The sequence below is a fragment of the Psychrobacillus soli genome (assembly GCF_006861775.1).
GTDB classification, from domain to species: domain Bacteria; phylum Bacillota; class Bacilli; order Bacillales_A; family Planococcaceae; genus Psychrobacillus; species Psychrobacillus soli.
Map to the genome: position 1 here is coordinate 77142 of NZ_VDGG01000011.1, position 17136 is coordinate 94277.

Below are 17136 nucleotides of genomic sequence, written 5' to 3' on the forward strand. Positions count from 1 at the left end.
TATCTCCCTTCCATTATTGATTTTGACTTGATTGATCTTGATCAGGTTGGAATTGCCCCGGCTGGAATTGTCCATTCCCAGGAAACATCTGACCTTCTCCTCTTGTTCCCATTTCAGAAAAGTTGGGGCTAGTGCTTTGCTTATAGACTACATATCCTACCCCAATAGCTGTGCAAGTACTGATCACCAAATTTACAATGAGTAAAATTTTTATTATATTTTGTTTAGACTGTTCCATTTTTCTTCCTCCTTATTTTCCGTTAATAAGCCCATTATGAATTTCATTCCTTAACTTTTCCTTAAAATTTCAACTTCACATGTAAGTTCTTTTACGATTTTGCTTTTGTCTTCAAAAAACAAAGAATTATCTTATACAAGCACTGAGAAAAATACTTATAGTTTAGAAAAGCGAAGGCTTCCTCAATCACATTAAGGAAGCCTTCGCTTTTATTAATATTATAGTTGCATTTATTTTTGATAGTGTCCTATCCATAAATTTTGCAGTTCTCTTCTTTCTAAACTAAAGTGCCTTGTTCTCATTTAGAACTAGGCACTTTCATGTTCAAGATTATCCGAGATTACCGATACCTGATAGAAGAGCATAAGGGAGTGATTAACTTCAAAATCTCGATATCTCAAAACACTAGACCCTGACTACTTGTTTAATCTTTTATACCCCTGATACCTTTTAAAACGATTAACAAAAAGTAAAGAACCAAACAACAATAATAATAGGATAGCAACGGTAAATAATTCCTTCAGTTGATCTTGATTGTTTGTACCTTGGTTTCCTCCCCCTCCCCAGGGCATTCCACCTCTATTCATATTTTGCATACCATCCGGCATCCCACCTCTACCCATAGCTGGCATTCCTTCTGGCATCTCTCCATTACCCATCGCCGGCATTCCTTTTGGCATTTCTCCATTACCCATAGCCGACATATTTACTGGGATTCTTCCACCACCGCCGCTTAGCCCTTCACCATTTACATAGCTTGGGATTTCACCGTTTAATTGTTTTTGAACATTTTCAAGACGTCCTTTTATAAATCCAACAATCCCAGGATATCCGTCTATAGTTTGATCTCCAGTGTTAGCTAAAAAATCATCATATGAATAAAAAGCTGTCGGGTCATTTTTTACTTCCTCTCCTATAAGTGACTTCAACTCATCTACTTGGGAATCTATATCTTTAAGCAAATCGACGGTTTGTTGAACATAGTGATGGTATTGTTCTTTATATTCATCATTAGATAATACATAATGAACAAGAGGATGATTCTCTACTGCTCCAATAGTCGGTTCATCAATAAGCATTTCTTTCTGTGCATCTATTTCTTGCCCTATCATCCCACCAATCGACATGTTATGATCCCAAGCAAGAAATGTGAATTTTCCATCTTGTTCATACATGTAATAGTTATGACTCATCATTCCCTGATAGCTATCCATATCAGCTGTCACGGTACTAACCGCTAAATAACGTAAATATTTATCTACATCAAAATAGGATTCAATGTCTTTTCCATCATTTAGAGCCTTGATAAACTCAAGTAGTTTTGTATTATTCTTACGTCCTGATTTTATTATTAATCCAGTTTCATCAACACTCATTCCGTCTTCCCATGTTAACGAGGCCCCTGTATCTGCTTTATATAAATTGCCTGTTGTATATCCAAAGTTTCTTTCTAAATAAGGTTCTTCAATATTTTCTACAGCTAGATAAAGTCCATAAGGTTCTCCGTTAATAGAGACGTTCACATAGCTATAGTTAGGCGTTTCAAGCCCCATCTTTTCCAACAAATCATAGGTTAAATATTCTCGCATATACGAAGGATCTGCAAAATTATTATTAAGATTGATTTTTGTATATCCCGCTAAATTCTGCTCGATATATTTGTTAAACTCCAATTTAAAACTATAGCGATTAGAATCAGATCCAGCTACAGACATTAAAGAGGAGTTGCCTTTAACCCGCACGTCGGTATAACCAATTGTTTTACCATTATAGGTGACCGTTCCTTCTTTATATTCTTCTTCCATTGGATTATCGAGCATATCTTGAAATTCCGATTTATCTATTTCAATTTCTATGTTGCTAATTTCGCCTTTTTTAAAAATGGGATCATCCGCCTGACTTTCTTCCGCAAATGTACGATTTGTTTCTATGAAAACCATCATAGATATGCTGAATATAAATCCTATAATGATGATCCACTTTTTTTCTTTTAGCATACTCAATACAATCACCTTCTTTTTTGTTTAAAAGGGTGCACCATCTCCTGAAAAATGAATTTTATTTCTACAAGAGGTGCGCACCTAAACTTATTATTGAACGTAATCACCGTTATAACTAATTAATATGGCATTCTCTACGCCATTAATGTTGGAAATGCTATTTACGAAACTCGGTTCCTTCCCTTTCAAACGGATTTCAAATGTAATTTCTGTTTCTTTAGCAGTGACCGATTTTTGTTTTACATCAAAGCGGCTCAGCTCTGATTTTAACTTTTTAAATATAACTTCTTCTGTTTCATAACCTTTAAAGTTAACTACGAATAAGTAAGGCGTTTCAAGGCTTGATTTTTTCATAAAGATGAATAGTACAAGTCCGATCAGTATAGAACCAAGAATTGCGAGCGAGTAAAATCCAGCCCCTGTTATAATCCCTGTAGCAAGTGCCCAAAATAAAAAGATCAAATCCGCTGGGTCTTTAATCGGCGTTCTAAAGCGGACAATGGATAATGCCCCTACCATTCCTAGTGATAAAATAAGGTTTGAGCCAATTGCCATAATGATAAGAGACGTTATCATGGCTAAAGCCACGAGTGTAACGTTAAAGTTCTTTGAATATAGAACTCCACTAAAGACCCGCTTATAGAGGGTATAAATGAAAAGCCCTAATAAGAAAGATATCGACATTGTAATCCCAACTTGAAATAGGGAAATATCTGTACTAAAACTTGAAAGTACATCTTTATTAATAACATCTGACCAGTTGGTGGTACCATTGTTGTTTTGTTGCATTTTATTGATCCTCCCATGAATTTGCTTTAATAAATTTTCTACAAATTGTATATTTAGAAGCTGCTTGTCGCTGTAACCCATTTAGCTGTAGAGCATCCCGAATATAGTTTGGGATATATTCGTCATACTTTACCTCAAGAATGTATACGAATTCATCTAGAACTTTGACAGGATATAAATCTGGATCAAAAGGGTCAATCTTGTTTAAGCCTGTCCGTAGTTCTTTATCAAATGTAATCCGAACATTTCCAGTTCTAGCCACATATGCTTCTCTGACATAGTCAACAATTACTTTCGGTCTTAGCATTCTATTTTTCATTTCATAATAAACTTCCTGCAATAGAGGCGACACTTCATGTGCAAGCACTGTATAGTCATTTACTAATAGCCTGTCTAATGTGTCCCTTGAAATAGGAGTTTTTTCTTTTGCAATGAATGTATTGCGTTTAATTTTCTTCTCGACATGAATAATAGCATCGCTTTTGTTGTACATACGTATTCTATATTTATGACGATTTTCAATACCAGCTTGTTTTTCCTGTAATGCTTTATTCTCAATATCATCAAAATAAACACTGCGTATATGGTATTCACCATTTTCGTTGGCATGCACATCTTGTTTCATTAACAATCTTAATCGCTGGCGAATCAGATAGTATTGATGATAGTTGACGTAATATTTTAGTTCGTGACGAAACTTTAATTCCTTTTGCAAACTAGTTCCTCCTTCTTTTCCTTATATAATTTACCCCCTCATTGTGTCAGGCATATGTCAAAATGAAATTATCTTTACAAAATATTTACCTTTCTCAATGAAAAATTTACAAACAGATTAATATTTTTATGTTTGTCCCCTTATAAGCTAAATGGACATCCCCTTGACTTATTAGACGCTTATTATGTAATTAACAAGATTAAATTCGGAGGGATTGAATTGTCGAATATCAAAACATTACTACTTATAGGGCTTATTTTTTTCACTGCTTATTAATGCTCTTCTTCTTAATAAATTTTTAACCAAAGAATATGCTTCCTCGGTTTCTTTTCATAGTAACGAAATTAGTTTTGCTTTTAGCGACGTTGTGAATGATCCAAAAACACTTCTGCTTCAAGCTATAAGTGAAGCAAATAACACTTTGGACATTGCAATTTATAATTTTGAAGACAAAGAAATTGCTCAAGCCGTACTTAATGCCCATAATCGTGAAGTCAATGTTAGAATTATTACCGATGCTAGTAAAGCGAAAAAAAATGAACAAGCCGCAATAATGGATGAATTCTCGCAAAATAATATTGAAGTTAAAGTAAACACGTCCAGAAAAATGCACTTAAAAATGGCGATTATCGATGAACGTCTGATTGAAACTGGTTCTTATAATTTCACGGAAGCATCTGCCTATGAAAATTTAGAACAGCTTATGACACTCTCAAATGTAGAACTTGCACAAGAATGAACAGATATATTTACAGACTTATGGAACCGCAGTGATTTTAAAAATTGGGAACAACTAAGCAAAAAACAAACCGCCTTTTCACGAAGAAAAGGCGGCTTGTTTTATTAACCAACTACTTAATTTATTATTACATACCCTGCAAATAAAAATCTTCTTTAATTGATACGCTTATTATACCGAACTATACTTCTTTTAAATATTGAATGTCGTATGTTTCATATTTCTCTTCCAACCATAATTCGTATTCAGCGTCTATCTTTGAATCTGATATAGCCTGTTCTATCTCTTCTTTAACATCCGTTAAATTAGCTTCTTTTTCATCGATTTTATCGGTTACTTTTATGATGTGGTATCCATAGCTTGTTTCAACAGGTTGACTCACCTCATCAATATCCATAGAGAATGCAGCATCTTCAAATGCTTGCTCCATTTCTCCTACTGAAAAGTAACTTAGCTCACCACCTGTATCTTTAGTGGTTTCATCTATCGAGTATTCTTTAGCTAAAGTACTAAAGTCTTCTCCTGCCTTTAACTTTTCTGCTACCATTCCAGCCGTCTTCTCATCTTCAACCAATATATGGATCGCTTCTACTTGTTTAGGCCGTGTAAAACTATCTTTATTTTCTTCAAAGTAGGTTTCTATTTCTTCTTCCGTAATCGTAATTCTATTTTTAAATAATTGATTGAGAGCCAAATAAGTTCTAATATCCTCTTCAACATCAGACAGTTCAACACCACTCGTTTCTAATACCTCTTGAAACGCTTCCTCACCGCCATAGTTTTCTTGATAAACCTGCATTTCTGCGTCTATTTCCTCTTGGGAAATAAGAATTCCTTCCTTTTCCGTCTCTTGTCGAATTATTTCCTCCATAATAAGGGATTCTACAGTCTCCTCACCATAATTATCCATCATTTTTTCGTTCAATGTATCTTCAGTGATTTTTTGTCCGTTAACACTAGCAACATATGTTTTATTACCAATGACTAATATGATCAGCAATATGATTGCAGCTATAAGTATGATACCAGTCAGTAGCCATAGAGTGGTTTTGTTCTTCAACCTCTATCAACCTTCTTTCTTTTTTTATTTGTAATGAAGAACCGTAAGACGATTTTTATTTTATAGACTAAATGTGTCAGCAAGATGTCAACGAATCTTAAGAGACTAATTTCTGCAATTGCACTTATCCATAAAAGAGCTTTCTTCCACGACTAAAAAACAGCCATGAAATGAAATGACATGGCTGTTTCCAATAGAATATTTATAATTTTTTTTCTCTAGTCAGTCTAATACGAAATACGGTTCCGAAAGTACTGCTTTGCTTCAATACTAAATCCCCTTCCATAGCTAGAGCAATCATTTTACTTAAAGATAATCCAAGACCTAACCCTCTATGTTTATATTTCTTTCCTTCTCCGCGATAAAAACGCTCAAATATAAAAGCTTGTTCGTTAATTGGGATTCCCGGTCCATTATCGGCAATATCAATACAAACATCATATTTATCAAGGCTTATGCTTACTTGTATTTCCCCTTCTTGGATTGCCTGCTTTGCATTATTAAGCAGATTAATCATAATTTGTTCCAATCTAATTGTATCTACTTCTATTTGGATATCATTTTTTAAGAGTGAGATAGTTGTATTGATTCCCTCTTCTTCTTGAGAAATATTCCACTGATAAACGATGCTTTCCACCAAATCATTAATGTTCACCTTTATCATAGTTAAGGTGACAGCATTAGCAGCAAACGAATTAAAAGCAAGTAAATCCTCCACCATTTTTTTCATTTTTGTTGTTTCTTTAAGGGAAATTTTTAAAAATTCTTTTGCTTCATCTCCGGAAACCACGTTATCATTTATTGCTTGAAGCAAGCCACTTATAGACGTAACCGGGGTTCTTAATTCATGAGTTACACCAGCCAGCAATTCTGTACGTAAGGATTCAAGCTGTTCTAATCGATTCGCCATTTCCTTAAAAGATGTGACAAGTTCAAACACCTCTTCTTCATGACTGTTTAGTGGAAGATGAATTCGATAATCACCCTCTTGAACTTGTTTTGCTGCTTGGGCGACTTCTTTAATCGGTCTTGATAACCGCTTAGTTAAAAAGTAAATAGCTCCCCACCCAAGCAGTGCAAGACTGATAATCATGATTGTAAGCAAAGTATATTCTTGGTTTACTTTCGCCAATTCTATTTCGGACTCAATCATTAAAACCCAACCAATTATATTCCCGTTTACCGTTATAGGTGCTTTAACTAGATAAAAATTAATTGAATCTTTACCTAATTGCATTTTTTGCACTGTTTCTTTAACTTCTATAATATTCACATTTACTTGTTTGCCTAAAGGTCCCATCGGTCGATTACTGGATACTACTTGTCCTTCCGTATTTGCAATATATATAAATGGTTCACCTTCCAAGTCCATCCAACGGCGATCTGGAAATCCTCCAGGAACTCCCCCACCGAGAAGTGGTCTTAATTCACCAGCACTTACGATTCTATTTGCCATATCCTCCGTAAGCAACTTCATAATATTGAGGCGATTTTCTAGAGTAGTACTTCGAATCCAAAAGGCAGAGATAAATGCAATTGCAATTAAACCAATACATAATGTCATTAAATAACGACTTGTCCAATAACGAGTTAAGGGAATTCTCTTTTTATTTTTTATAAACACCCAACTGATACCCCATTCCACGAAGTGTTTTAATTTCACCTTCTTCTTTTGGCCAATCCTGTAGTGCATTTCTTAATCGCTTTATAGCAAGATCAACCGCCCGATCACTTCCCTCATAATCCCACCCCCAAACTTCTTCAATCAATTGATCCCTTGTAAACGTTTGGTTAGGATGGTCAGCCAAAAACAAAAGTACCGATAAATCACGCGGTGTTAAACGAATTGTCTTTCCCAAAAGCTTAACATCGTGGGATTTCAAGTCAATCTCAAGTTTTCCGAATCGTTTAACCTGAGAATTCTCAGCTTGGAAACGACGCAATACTGCTTTTACACGTGCCACCACTTCTTCCCCATTAAACGGTTTCGCTATATAATCATCTGCTCCTTCATTTAATCCATTTAAACGATAATGAATATCCCCTAAAGCTGTAAGCATAATAACAGCACACGTATTAAATTGGCGTATCTCTTGGAGTATTTTCCAGCCATCTTTCCCAGGAAGCATTACATCTAATAATACAAGATCTGGCTGACCTGAATAAAACATCTCCATCGCTTCTATTCCATTAAATACCTGTTCAACAAGAAATCCAGCTTTTTGTAAATAAACTCTTAACACCTCGCTAATTGCAAATTCGTCTTCTATAATTAAAATTTTTTTCATCATAATCATTCCTCGTAGATTAATAGTAAGAGTTCCTTTTTATAAAACTTCCGATTAAACATCTGTATTTACCATACTAGTATGCGTGTCCAAGCTTTCTACAAGTCAATCCAATAATCGAAACAAATCTTTTGTCGACTTTGGAGATGTTTCAGTTAATACATAAAGCACTGTTTTTCCTAATACATATCCAACCACTTAACTTTCAATTAATACATCTATCATAAACACACTATAATAAACAAGCCACCCTTAATTGATTGGTCTGTTTTCAATTATGTAGGCAAAATCCTCGAAAATAAATTGACAAACGGAATAACCTGCAATACTCTAAATCTTTAGGAAAGCGCTTGTCTTCCTTAGGTCTTACTCAAATCGCAGGCATGATCAGAACATCAGAAAAATAAGAGGTGTATTTAAATGACAATACCAGTAATTATCGATTGTGATCCAGGAATAGATGACGTAATGGCGTTAACACTTGCTTTTGCACATCCGGAACTAGACATCAAACTAATCACCACTGAAGCAGGTAACCAAACGCAAGAAATAACAATCCACAATGCACGCACATTTACGAGTTATATGAAAAAAAATATAGAAATTGCTAGAGGTCTAGATCAACCGTTTTTTCGCAAGCTTGAAACTGCTGATGACGTACACGGCGAGAATGGACTTGGCAATGTAGAGTTTCCAGAACCAACTATTCAAGTAAGTAATCGTCCAGCAATTGAAGCGATGAAAGAAACTCTGTTGTCTAGTGATGAACAAATAATACTTATCGCAACTGGTCCCCTTACAAACGTCGGGGCTCTCCTACTTGCGCATCCAGAAGTAAAATCAAAAATTAAATACATCTCTTATATGGGCGGGGCTGCCGTTGGAGGAAATATGTCTCCTACAGCGGAATTCAATGTATATGTAGATCCACACGCAGCAGATATCGTGTTTCGTTCAGGCGTTCCTATTGTCATGAGCGGGTTGGATGTTACGCATAAAGCATACGTTACATTAGAAGAGATAAAAGAAATTGAAGCAATAGGCTCTGACTTTGCTTCTAAAGTTGCCAAAATGCTTCGCTTCTACATATATTCAGCTAAGCAAACCGCTTTTCACGCCCCTGGCTTTGAAGACCAAATACATTTACATGATTTATGTGCAGTGTCTTATGTATTAACCCCGGAGCTCTTTGAAGGCGATGACTGTTATGTTGCGGTTGAAATAGAAGGAAAATTCACTGCCGGAACTACGGTTATAGATTACGCGCAACAAACGGGGCTTCCACATAACGCGAAAGTATTGCACACAGTCAATAGAGAAAAGTTCGTGGAACAATTTATAGATGCAGTACAAAAAATGAGTCTTTAAATTAATTGGTAAATAGGTAAAAGGAGTGGGACAATACATGAACATCATAGTCGTTGGAAGCACCAATATGGACCTTGTATATTTGGTTCCGCATATTGTAAAAGCAGGAGAAACTTTACATAGCACCAAACATGAGCTATTTTTCGGCGGCAAAGGAGCAAATCAAGCGGTAACTGCCGGTCAATTAGGTGCAAATGTTGATTTCGTAGGAAATGTAGGAGCAGATGATTTTGGAGAGCAGATTATACAAAATTTGCAAGACAAAGGAGTAAATACTGCCGCAGTACAAAGAGTCGGAATGACAGGACAAGCAATTATCCAATTAGCAGATTCCGGTGAGAACTCAATTGTTCTTTTTCCAGGTGCAAACTTTCTTGTCACACCCGAACAAATAGAAGAAAATACAGAAAGAATAGCATCGAGTGATGTCCTTCTCCTACAATTGGAGATTCCAATGCCAGCAGTCGAGACTGCTGCTAATATTGCGTCACAAAAAAATGTAAAAATTATTTTAAACCCAGCTCCTGCGCAACAAATAAGCGATTCATTATTGAGTAAAGTATCTATACTAACACCAAACGAAACGGAATTAGCAATACTAACAGGATTGAAAACAGAAACGGAAGAGGATCTGTTTCAAGCATGCTCGCTCTTACTTCAAAAAGGAGTTGGAGCAGTTGTAGTAACACTAGGTGCGAAAGGTGCTTATTATATGAACCACTATGAGCATGGGCATGTTCAAGCAAACAAAGTAATTGCAAAAGACACAACTGGTGCCGGAGATGCTTTTAACGGTGCTTTAACTGTAGGACTGTGTCAAGGAAACTCGCTAAAAGACAGCATTCTTTATGCATCGACTGTTTCGGCATACGTTGTCACTCAAATGGGTGCACAACCATCAATCCCCTCTTCCTTCCATGTAAATAATATATAAATATAAACTTGCAAAATGGAAATACGCTAGATTTTCCCTTCTTATTTCACTTTTATTGCACATAAAAAAGCCAACTATTTCTATATAATAGTTGGCTTTTCGTATTAGATTTTCTTTTTAGTTTCTGTTTCTTTGTCGTCCAGTTTAAATTCTTCGGCTACATCGTCTACGATATCTTTTGTTGAGTTTTTGAACTCTTTTAATGTTTGTCCAACCGCTCTACCTAATTGAGGTAATTTTTTTGGACCAAAAACGATTAAAGCAATAATTAAAATAATAATTAAACCTGGTACACCGATATTTGGCATGTTTTTTCCTCCTAGCAACTTTATATATAAATCATGTGGCTTAAGGGCAATGGTTGTTTTATCACAATAAATCTTGGTTGTTTTGTATCAATTACACATTATACTCCTTCGTCTCAATTTGTAAATACATAAACATAAAAGCACTATATATCTAAAATTTAAGACAAACTTGAAAATAGCTTCGATCTACACTTGAACAACATTTTGTATTCAAAGACTCCTTTCCCCTCCTAGAAATCTCACCATGAAATATTCTGAATTAAAACATTTTTATAATCCGACTAAAATGTGACCAAAATCGGAAAATTTGTAGTAGAATAAATATGGTTGTTTTGAATCACTATTTTTATGTAATAATTTCTAGTTAATAATTTGTTTTATCTAGAAAAACAGGAGGGAAGTTTCCATTTGTCACAATACAATTTAGAAGAACTTAAAATGTTAAACCAAGTTCTATTTGCGCTATTTATCGCCGCAGATTTTGCCCTGTTTCTTTTTTTCCAACATAACGCATATACATTCCCATGGTTTGCATTATTAGGAGCGGGTATTGGCCTCGCTATTATTGTTCTTTGCTGGACAGGTAAAAAGCATACATATTTTATCGCTACTTTGTTAGTTTCTACTGCTGTATTTTCAGTAATCTATAACTGGCAAGCCATTTTCCATTAATATGCTCAATATTTACTTAGCAAAATTCTCGAAATCAATATTTTATTCACTATAAATTGGAGGTTTTATTATGTCAGAACAAGAAAAAAATGCTCCGCTTTTAGATAAACGTTCTTCTAGACGTACGTTTATTAAAAATTCGGGTTTAACAGTTGGCGGGGTTGTTCTAGGCGGTGCACTCGGTAGCCTTCTAGTAAAAGAAGAAAAAACAACAACTACTGAAACACATGTTCACTCAGAGGCCACTGGTACGAATAATTTAAACGTTGCCTTAATGTACTTTACACCTGAGCAATATCGTATTACTGAAGCTGCAGCAGAAAGAATCTTCCCAGCAGATGATAATGGTCCTGGAGCAAGAGAATTACTAGTTGCTTACTATATTGACCATCAACTAGCAGGTGCTTGGGGCATGGGATCAAAAGAATACACATCCGGTCCTTTCTTTCCTGGTGAAGCTACTCAAGGCTATCAAGGTCGTCAAAATAGACAACAAATTTTTGAAATCGGTTTAAAAGGGATAGAAGAACAAAGTTTAAAAACTTATGATAAATCTTTCACGAATTTATCAGAGGAAGAACAAGATGCAATATTAACAGAATTTGCTGATGGGAATGTTGAACTTAAAGGAACAACTTCTGCCCACTTCTTCGGAGTTTTACGGACTGCAACAATTGAAGGCGCTTACGCTGACCCATTGTATGGTGGTAATGCAAATATGGCTGGTTGGAAAATGAAAAACTTCCCAGGTCATCAAATGAGCTACCTAGATATCATTGAAAAAGAATTTACTGTAGTAGAACCAATGGCTTTAAATTCACAACATAAACACTAATAATAGCGTAGTTATATAGAGTTATATGATTGAGGGGGAAAAAAATAATGGTAACAAAATTACCTAAAGTAGATGTAGTCACAATTGGTGTTGGCTGGTCCGCTGGTATCATCGCAGCTGAGCTAACAAAACAAGGTAAAAAAGTTGTTGGATTAGAGCGAGGCAAAGATAGAAAAACAGAAGATTATTTTATGGCGCATGACGAGCTTAGATATGCAGTTCGACATGAAATGATGCAAGATCTTTCTAAAGAAACAATTACTTTCCGTAATAATGACAAAATGCGTTCGCTTCCAATGCGTTCTTATGGTTCTTTCTTACTTGGAGTTGGTGTTGGTGGTTCTGGTGCACACTGGAACGGACAAAACTTCCGTTTCCTACCATACGATTTTGAATTACGCTCTAAAACGATTGAAAAATATGGTGCGGATAAAATACCCGCGGATATGACTATTCAAGACTGGGGTATTACGTATGATGAGATTGAGCCTTATTATGATCAATATGAAAAAATGGCGGGGATTTCTGGTGAAGATAATCCACTAGGTGGAAAACGTTCTAACCCTTTCCCTACTCCAGCGATGAAAAAAACAGAAGCGATGCGCTTATTTGATGATGCTACAAAGCGAATGGGTTACCATCCTTATGTACAACCATCTGCCAATCTATCTGAAGCCTATACAAACCCAGATGGAATTTCACGAGCAGCTTGTCAATACTGTGGGTTCTGTGAGCGTTTCGGCTGTGAATACGGAGCAAAAGCAGAACCTGGTGTAACTGTACTGCCAGTTGCAAAAGCTACGGGTAACTTTGAAATTCGTCCACATTCTGAAGTACGTCGTATTTTATACTCAAACGGAAAAGCTACTGGAGTTCTTTACACAGATTTAACTACTGGAGAAGAATTCGAACAACCAGCTGATGTTGTCGTATTATCAGGGTATGTATTTACAAACGTTCGTCTTCTTTTATTATCTGGAATTGGAAGACCATATGATCCAACTACTGGTACAGGAGTTATCGGAAAAAACTATGCTTACCAAATTCGTAAAGGTAGAGCAACTGGATTCTTCGATGACCATAAGTTCAACAACTTTGTTGGCTCCGGCGGTTTAGGAATGATTATTGATGACTATAACGGAGATAATTTCGATCATTCTGATTTAGATTTCATCCACGGCGGAATGATCATCCTTGGACAAACTGGACAACGCCCTATTGCCAACAACCAAGTACCATCTGGAACAAAGTCTTGGGGTAAAGAATTTAAGGATGCTTCTTTAAAATATACAAATGCTTCCTTAACTGTAAGTGGTGAAGGTGCTTCTATGGCTTATAAACAACATTTCCTTGATCTAGATCCTGTTTATAATGATGCATTTGGCGATCCATTAGTTCGAATTACTTTTGACTTTGAAGAACAAGACCGTAAATTGACAGAGTTTATGGCTGATAAATGTGAAGCAATCCTAAAAGAAATGGGTGCGGATCACATTGATACTAGCAGAGAGCTTGGACCATACAATGTAGCAGAATATCAATCTACTCATAATACTGGTGGTGTAATAATGGGTGCAGATCCTGAAACATCTGCAGTAAACAATTACTCGCAAATGTGGGATGTCGAAAATCTATTTGTTGTAGGGGCATCATCTTTCCCACAAAATGCTGGGTACAACCCAACTGGTACAGTAGGTGCATTATCTTACCGTGCTGCTGAGGGTATTCTGAAGTATATGGAAAAAGGCGGTTCACTTATTTAATTTAAAAGTCAAATAACTACTAATATTTTGGAAGAAATGGGAGCAGGTATTATTAACTCTCCTGGAGAACAAGGTGATCGGGATACGACGAAATATCAAACTACACATAATATAGGTGGAGTTATCATGGGTGCAAATCCTGAAACAAGTGCATTAAATAACTATCTTCAAATGTGGGATTGTGAAAATGTATTTGTACCTGGTGCTAATGCTTTCCCTCATAATTCAGGTATGAACCCTACGGGAACGGTTGGAGCGCTTGCATACCGTGCTGCTGAAGGTATTGAAAAATATTTAAAAAATGGTGGATCTTTAGTTTAATAAGAAACAAACATCTTTTCATAGAATTAGCCAACAACTAAAAGCTATTAGTTCTCTCTTTTAAGAGTACTAGTAGCTTTTTATATTCACATTGGTAAATTAATTTCATTTAACTAGGTATTCACAAAATAGTCGAAAGATAACGTATTTACACTTATATTTTTCACCATACTAATGTAACTTGTGATACAATGAATGATAAAATTATTTACATATGCGAGGAGTGCTTTTAAGTGAATATCGAACCATCTAGAAAAATGTCCATATTTGAACCTGCAATTTTCGGTGATTTAAAAGCAGCCGCCGCAGCAAAACAAGCAGCTGGTTATGAAGTGTACGATTTAAGTTTAGGTAGTCCGGATTTACCTCCTGATGAAAAAATAAGAAAAGTTCTATCTGAACAGAGTTTTTCTGAACATTCATATGGCTACATGCTTAGTGGAACACAACGTTTTAACGAAGCGGTGGCGGATTATTATAAACGACGTGTAAACGTTCATTTAAATCCACAAACTGAGGTTTTACAAACGATGGGTTCCCAAGAAGGACTTGTTCATCTCCCGATAGCATTTTGCAATGAAGGCGACATTGTGCTAACAACCAACCCTGGATACGTTGCATATGACGCTGGGATTAAGCTTGCAGGTGCGGTTCCTTACTATATGAGCCTGTCTGAAGAGAACGGCTTTTTACCTAATTTAGATGCAATCCCAGAAGAAATCGCATATCAGGCGAAACTAATGATATTGAATCTTCCAGGAAATCCTGTTCCAGCAATGCCCGATGAAGCCTTCTTTGAAAAAGTTGTAGCCTTCGCAAATAAATACAATGTGATTATTTTACATGATGCCGCTTATTCTGAATTTTATTTTTCCGGTGATGCACCAAGTAGTTTCTTAACAACGCCTGGAGCAATGGAAGTCGGCATGGAGATCAACTCATTATCCAAAAGCTTTAGCTTAGCTGGTACACGAATTGCGTATCTCGTTGGGAATGCGGAAATGATTAGTATCATGAAGCAACTGAAATCGAATTTAGACTTTGGTATTTTCGAGCCAATTCAAGAAGCAGGGATTGTTGCACTAAATAATGCGGAAGAAATTACGGAAAGTTTACGCAAAACCTTTGCAGAGCGTCATAAAGTATTAATGCAAGGAATAGCAGATTTAGGTTGGACCGTAGCACCTTCTACTGGTGGTATGTTCGTTTGGGCGAAATACCCATACGACATGGACGATAAAGAGTTTGCATTTGAGGTTATTCGTCAAACTGGAGTCGTAATAGTACCCGGTACAGTATTCGGATCAGCTGGTGCTGGCTTTGTGCGAGTAGCACTTGTACAAGATGTAGAAACACTGAAAAAAGCAGTGGAGCAGTTGAAAACATTAAATCTCGAAACTTGTGCTACTTTAGTGAATAGTTAAGAAAAAGAAAGACCAAGGAAAGCATATTTAGCTTTCACTTGGTCTTTCTTTTTCTTCTATCGGTTTTACGAGGGCAAATTTTTCCCATCTTCTACCCTTCCATCTAAAATACATAATAATTGCCCTTGTCCATTCATCCGCCGTTATTGCTAACCAAATACCTGGTAGGCCTAAATCCAATACAAAAACTAAAAAGTAACCTAATGGCAAACTCATCATGACCATAGATAATGCACCCATAACTACTGGAAATTTTGCATCTCCAGCCGCTCGCAACGAATTGATAATAACAATGTTCATCGTACGACCAGTCTCTAGCATAATGCTTAAGATTAATACAGATGCACCGATTTGAATTACTTGTTCGTTACTCGTAAATAAACTCATCAGTGGAATTCGGAAAACCATGACAATAGTAACCATTACTAGCGTAAACAATAATGCCCATTTCACACTTGTCCATACAGACTTATACGCCTCGTCTTTTTCACCTGCCCCCACTAGTCTTCCGACAATGATTGCTGTTCCCATTCCAATTGCTATTGCAAATAAATACGTAAACATCGATATATTCACTGCATATTGCCTTGCTGCTAAAGACTCTGTTCCTAAATACGTAACATAATAAAGAAATACGATTTGGCATCCTTGATACAAGATCTGTTCGAAAGCAGATGGTAATCCTATTTGCAAAATTTTCCCGACATACTCTTTGGACATGGTGAAGTAATAAGCTAGCTTCACCCGGTATTCCATTACTTGATACAACAACCAGAAGAATACAAGCATCGCAATAAGTCGGCTAACTACCGAAGAAATTGCCGCACCTTGCACACCCAATTCCTGGAATCCAAACTTACCGAAGATTAATACATAGTTACCAATGACGTGAATGATGTTCATCCCCAGAGACACGAGCATCGTCTGCTTCGTATATCCATGCACTCGAATAATGGATGCTAGTGAATTGATCACAGCTTGTAGAAAAATTGCTCCTCCGACAATCGACAAGTATTGGTGTGCATGAACAAGTACATCCCCCTGTAAATTCATCGCAATCATTATTTTCTTAGAGAATATTATAAAGCCTATACTTAATAATATCCCAACGCCTAAATTCAATGTAACTGCAAGCCCGGAAATCTTAGAAGCTTCGATAAAACGCTTCGATCCCAAATATTGCGAAACAACGATTGCCGCCCCAATTCCTACTACTTCCAACACTAAAATAGCAATTTGTATATATTGATTCGCCGCTCCTACGCCAGATACCGCATTGTCCGAAACTGCACTTAACATAAATGTATCGGCAATTCCCATTAACATAAATAAAAACACTTCTAAAAAAATAGGCCAAGTTAAGTGAAATAGACTTAACTTTTCCCCTAATTCCTTCTTTTTTTTAACCGCCACTATTATACCTTCTTTATCTAGTCATTTTTCATAAGATGAATCTTACCATAGACTATGAGTCCTGCGCCAGTTAAGATTTTGTAAGCGTTTCACAATAAATAAAAAACAGATACACTTCATTTTTAGAAGTGTATCTGTTTTTTATGTATGCATGATGCAGGGTGGTTTGCGCAATATAGAGATATTGTGACGTAGTGCGTCGACTAGTAACCGCTAGGATTTTCATTGCAGTCGTACGCTTTCCACCGGGTGAGCGATGAGCCTTCACC

17 protein-coding genes and 1 pseudogene are annotated in these 17136 nt (G+C 36.2%); 8 read left to right on the forward strand and 10 right to left on the reverse strand.

Going from position 1 to position 17136, the window contains the following annotated elements:
- Nucleotides 1-13 precede the first annotated feature (13 nt).
- The 4 genes from FG383_RS06870 to FG383_RS06885 all read right to left on the reverse strand — a co-directional run bounded on the left by FG383_RS06870 (nt 14) and on the right by FG383_RS06885 (nt 3742).
- Nucleotides 14-238 (reverse strand): hypothetical protein, encoded by a 225-nt coding sequence (locus FG383_RS06870; protein ID WP_142606283.1) that lies wholly within the window; start codon nt 236-238, stop codon nt 14-16.
- Nucleotides 239-654: 416 nt separating this feature from the next.
- A complete protein-coding gene (locus tag FG383_RS06875) occupies nt 655-2235 on the reverse strand; it encodes a CotH kinase family protein (RefSeq protein ID WP_246096890.1) in 1581 nt (526 codons plus the stop codon).
- A gap of 93 nt (nt 2236-2328) precedes the next feature.
- Entirely contained in the window at nt 2329-3027 is a 699-nt protein-coding gene (locus FG383_RS06880) for a DUF4956 domain-containing protein (RefSeq protein ID WP_142606287.1), read from the reverse strand.
- Nucleotide 3028: 1 nt separating this feature from the next.
- Nucleotides 3029-3742 (reverse strand): polyphosphate polymerase domain-containing protein, encoded by a 714-nt coding sequence (locus FG383_RS06885; protein WP_142606289.1) that lies wholly within the window; start codon nt 3740-3742, stop codon nt 3029-3031.
- A gap of 367 nt (nt 3743-4109) precedes the next feature.
- On the opposite strand from FG383_RS06885, the gene FG383_RS06890 reads away from it, so the two are divergent.
- Complete coding sequence (locus FG383_RS06890; protein ID WP_185907868.1) at nt 4110-4481, forward strand: phospholipase D-like domain-containing protein; 372 nt, start codon at nt 4110-4112, stop codon at nt 4479-4481.
- A 181-nt stretch (nt 4482-4662) separates the two neighbouring features.
- On the opposite strand, the gene FG383_RS06895 is transcribed toward FG383_RS06890, so the two are convergent.
- From FG383_RS06895 to FG383_RS06905, 3 genes are all read right to left on the reverse strand, one after another.
- Nucleotides 4663-5541, reverse strand: a complete 879-nt coding sequence (locus FG383_RS06895; RefSeq protein ID WP_142606293.1) for a peptidylprolyl isomerase — start codon at nt 5539-5541, stop codon at nt 4663-4665.
- A gap of 202 nt (nt 5542-5743) precedes the next feature.
- Complete coding sequence (locus FG383_RS06900) at nt 5744-7165, reverse strand: HAMP domain-containing sensor histidine kinase (protein WP_246096889.1); 1422 nt, start codon at nt 7163-7165, stop codon at nt 5744-5746.
- Nucleotides 7149-7829 carry a response regulator transcription factor gene (locus tag FG383_RS06905; protein WP_142606329.1) on the reverse strand — a complete coding sequence of 227 codons (681 nt, stop codon included), beginning with the start codon at nt 7827-7829 and terminating at the stop codon, nt 7149-7151. The genes FG383_RS06900 and FG383_RS06905 overlap by 17 nt, the downstream gene beginning before the upstream one ends.
- Before the next feature lie 420 nt (nt 7830-8249).
- Here FG383_RS06905 and FG383_RS06910 point away from each other — a divergent pair, with 420 nt between their 5' ends.
- Together FG383_RS06910 and rbsK are read left to right on the forward strand one after the other, a co-directional pair.
- A complete protein-coding gene (locus tag FG383_RS06910; protein ID WP_142606297.1) occupies nt 8250-9197 on the forward strand; it encodes a nucleoside hydrolase in 948 nt (315 codons plus the stop codon).
- A 37-nt stretch (nt 9198-9234) separates the two neighbouring features.
- Nucleotides 9235-10131: a ribokinase gene (gene rbsK / locus FG383_RS06915; protein WP_142606299.1), complete on the forward strand. Its 897-nt coding sequence runs from the start codon at nt 9235-9237 to the stop codon at nt 10129-10131.
- A 104-nt stretch (nt 10132-10235) separates the two neighbouring features.
- Here rbsK and tatA read toward each other — a convergent pair whose 3' ends face one another.
- Nucleotides 10236-10439, reverse strand: coding sequence for a twin-arginine translocase TatA/TatE family subunit (gene tatA / locus FG383_RS06920; protein WP_142606301.1), 204 nt, complete (start codon nt 10437-10439; stop codon nt 10236-10238).
- Nucleotides 10440-10847: 408 nt separating this feature from the next.
- On the opposite strand from tatA, the gene FG383_RS06925 reads away from it, so the two are divergent.
- From FG383_RS06925 to FG383_RS06945, 5 genes and pseudogenes are all read left to right on the forward strand, one after another.
- The gene (locus FG383_RS06925; RefSeq protein ID WP_142606303.1) at nt 10848-11111 is read left to right on the forward strand and encodes a hypothetical protein; all 264 of its coding nucleotides are present in this window, start codon (nt 10848-10850) and stop codon (nt 11109-11111) included.
- Nucleotides 11112-11181: 70 nt separating this feature from the next.
- Entirely contained in the window at nt 11182-11946 is a 765-nt protein-coding gene (locus FG383_RS06930; RefSeq protein WP_142606305.1) for a gluconate 2-dehydrogenase subunit 3 family protein, read from the forward strand.
- A 47-nt stretch (nt 11947-11993) separates the two neighbouring features.
- The gene (locus FG383_RS06935; protein WP_142606307.1) at nt 11994-13709 is read left to right on the forward strand and encodes a GMC family oxidoreductase; all 1716 of its coding nucleotides are present in this window, start codon (nt 11994-11996) and stop codon (nt 13707-13709) included.
- Nucleotides 13710-13733: 24 nt separating this feature from the next.
- A pseudogene (locus tag FG383_RS06940) lies at nt 13734-14030 on the forward strand (GMC oxidoreductase); the annotation flags it as partial.
- Between the two features lie 233 nt (nt 14031-14263).
- Nucleotides 14264-15454: an aminotransferase class I/II-fold pyridoxal phosphate-dependent enzyme gene (locus FG383_RS06945; protein ID WP_142606311.1), complete on the forward strand. Its 1191-nt coding sequence runs from the start codon at nt 14264-14266 to the stop codon at nt 15452-15454.
- A gap of 27 nt (nt 15455-15481) precedes the next feature.
- Here FG383_RS06945 and FG383_RS06950 read toward each other — a convergent pair whose 3' ends face one another.
- Together FG383_RS06950 and FG383_RS21120 are read right to left on the reverse strand one after the other, a co-directional pair.
- Nucleotides 15482-16870, reverse strand: coding sequence for an MATE family efflux transporter (locus FG383_RS06950; RefSeq protein WP_246096892.1), 1389 nt, complete (start codon nt 16868-16870; stop codon nt 15482-15484).
- A 67-nt stretch (nt 16871-16937) separates the two neighbouring features.
- Nucleotides 16938-17136 (reverse strand): hypothetical protein (locus FG383_RS21120; protein WP_221887513.1); only part of this gene is annotated, 199 nt, incomplete at its 5' end.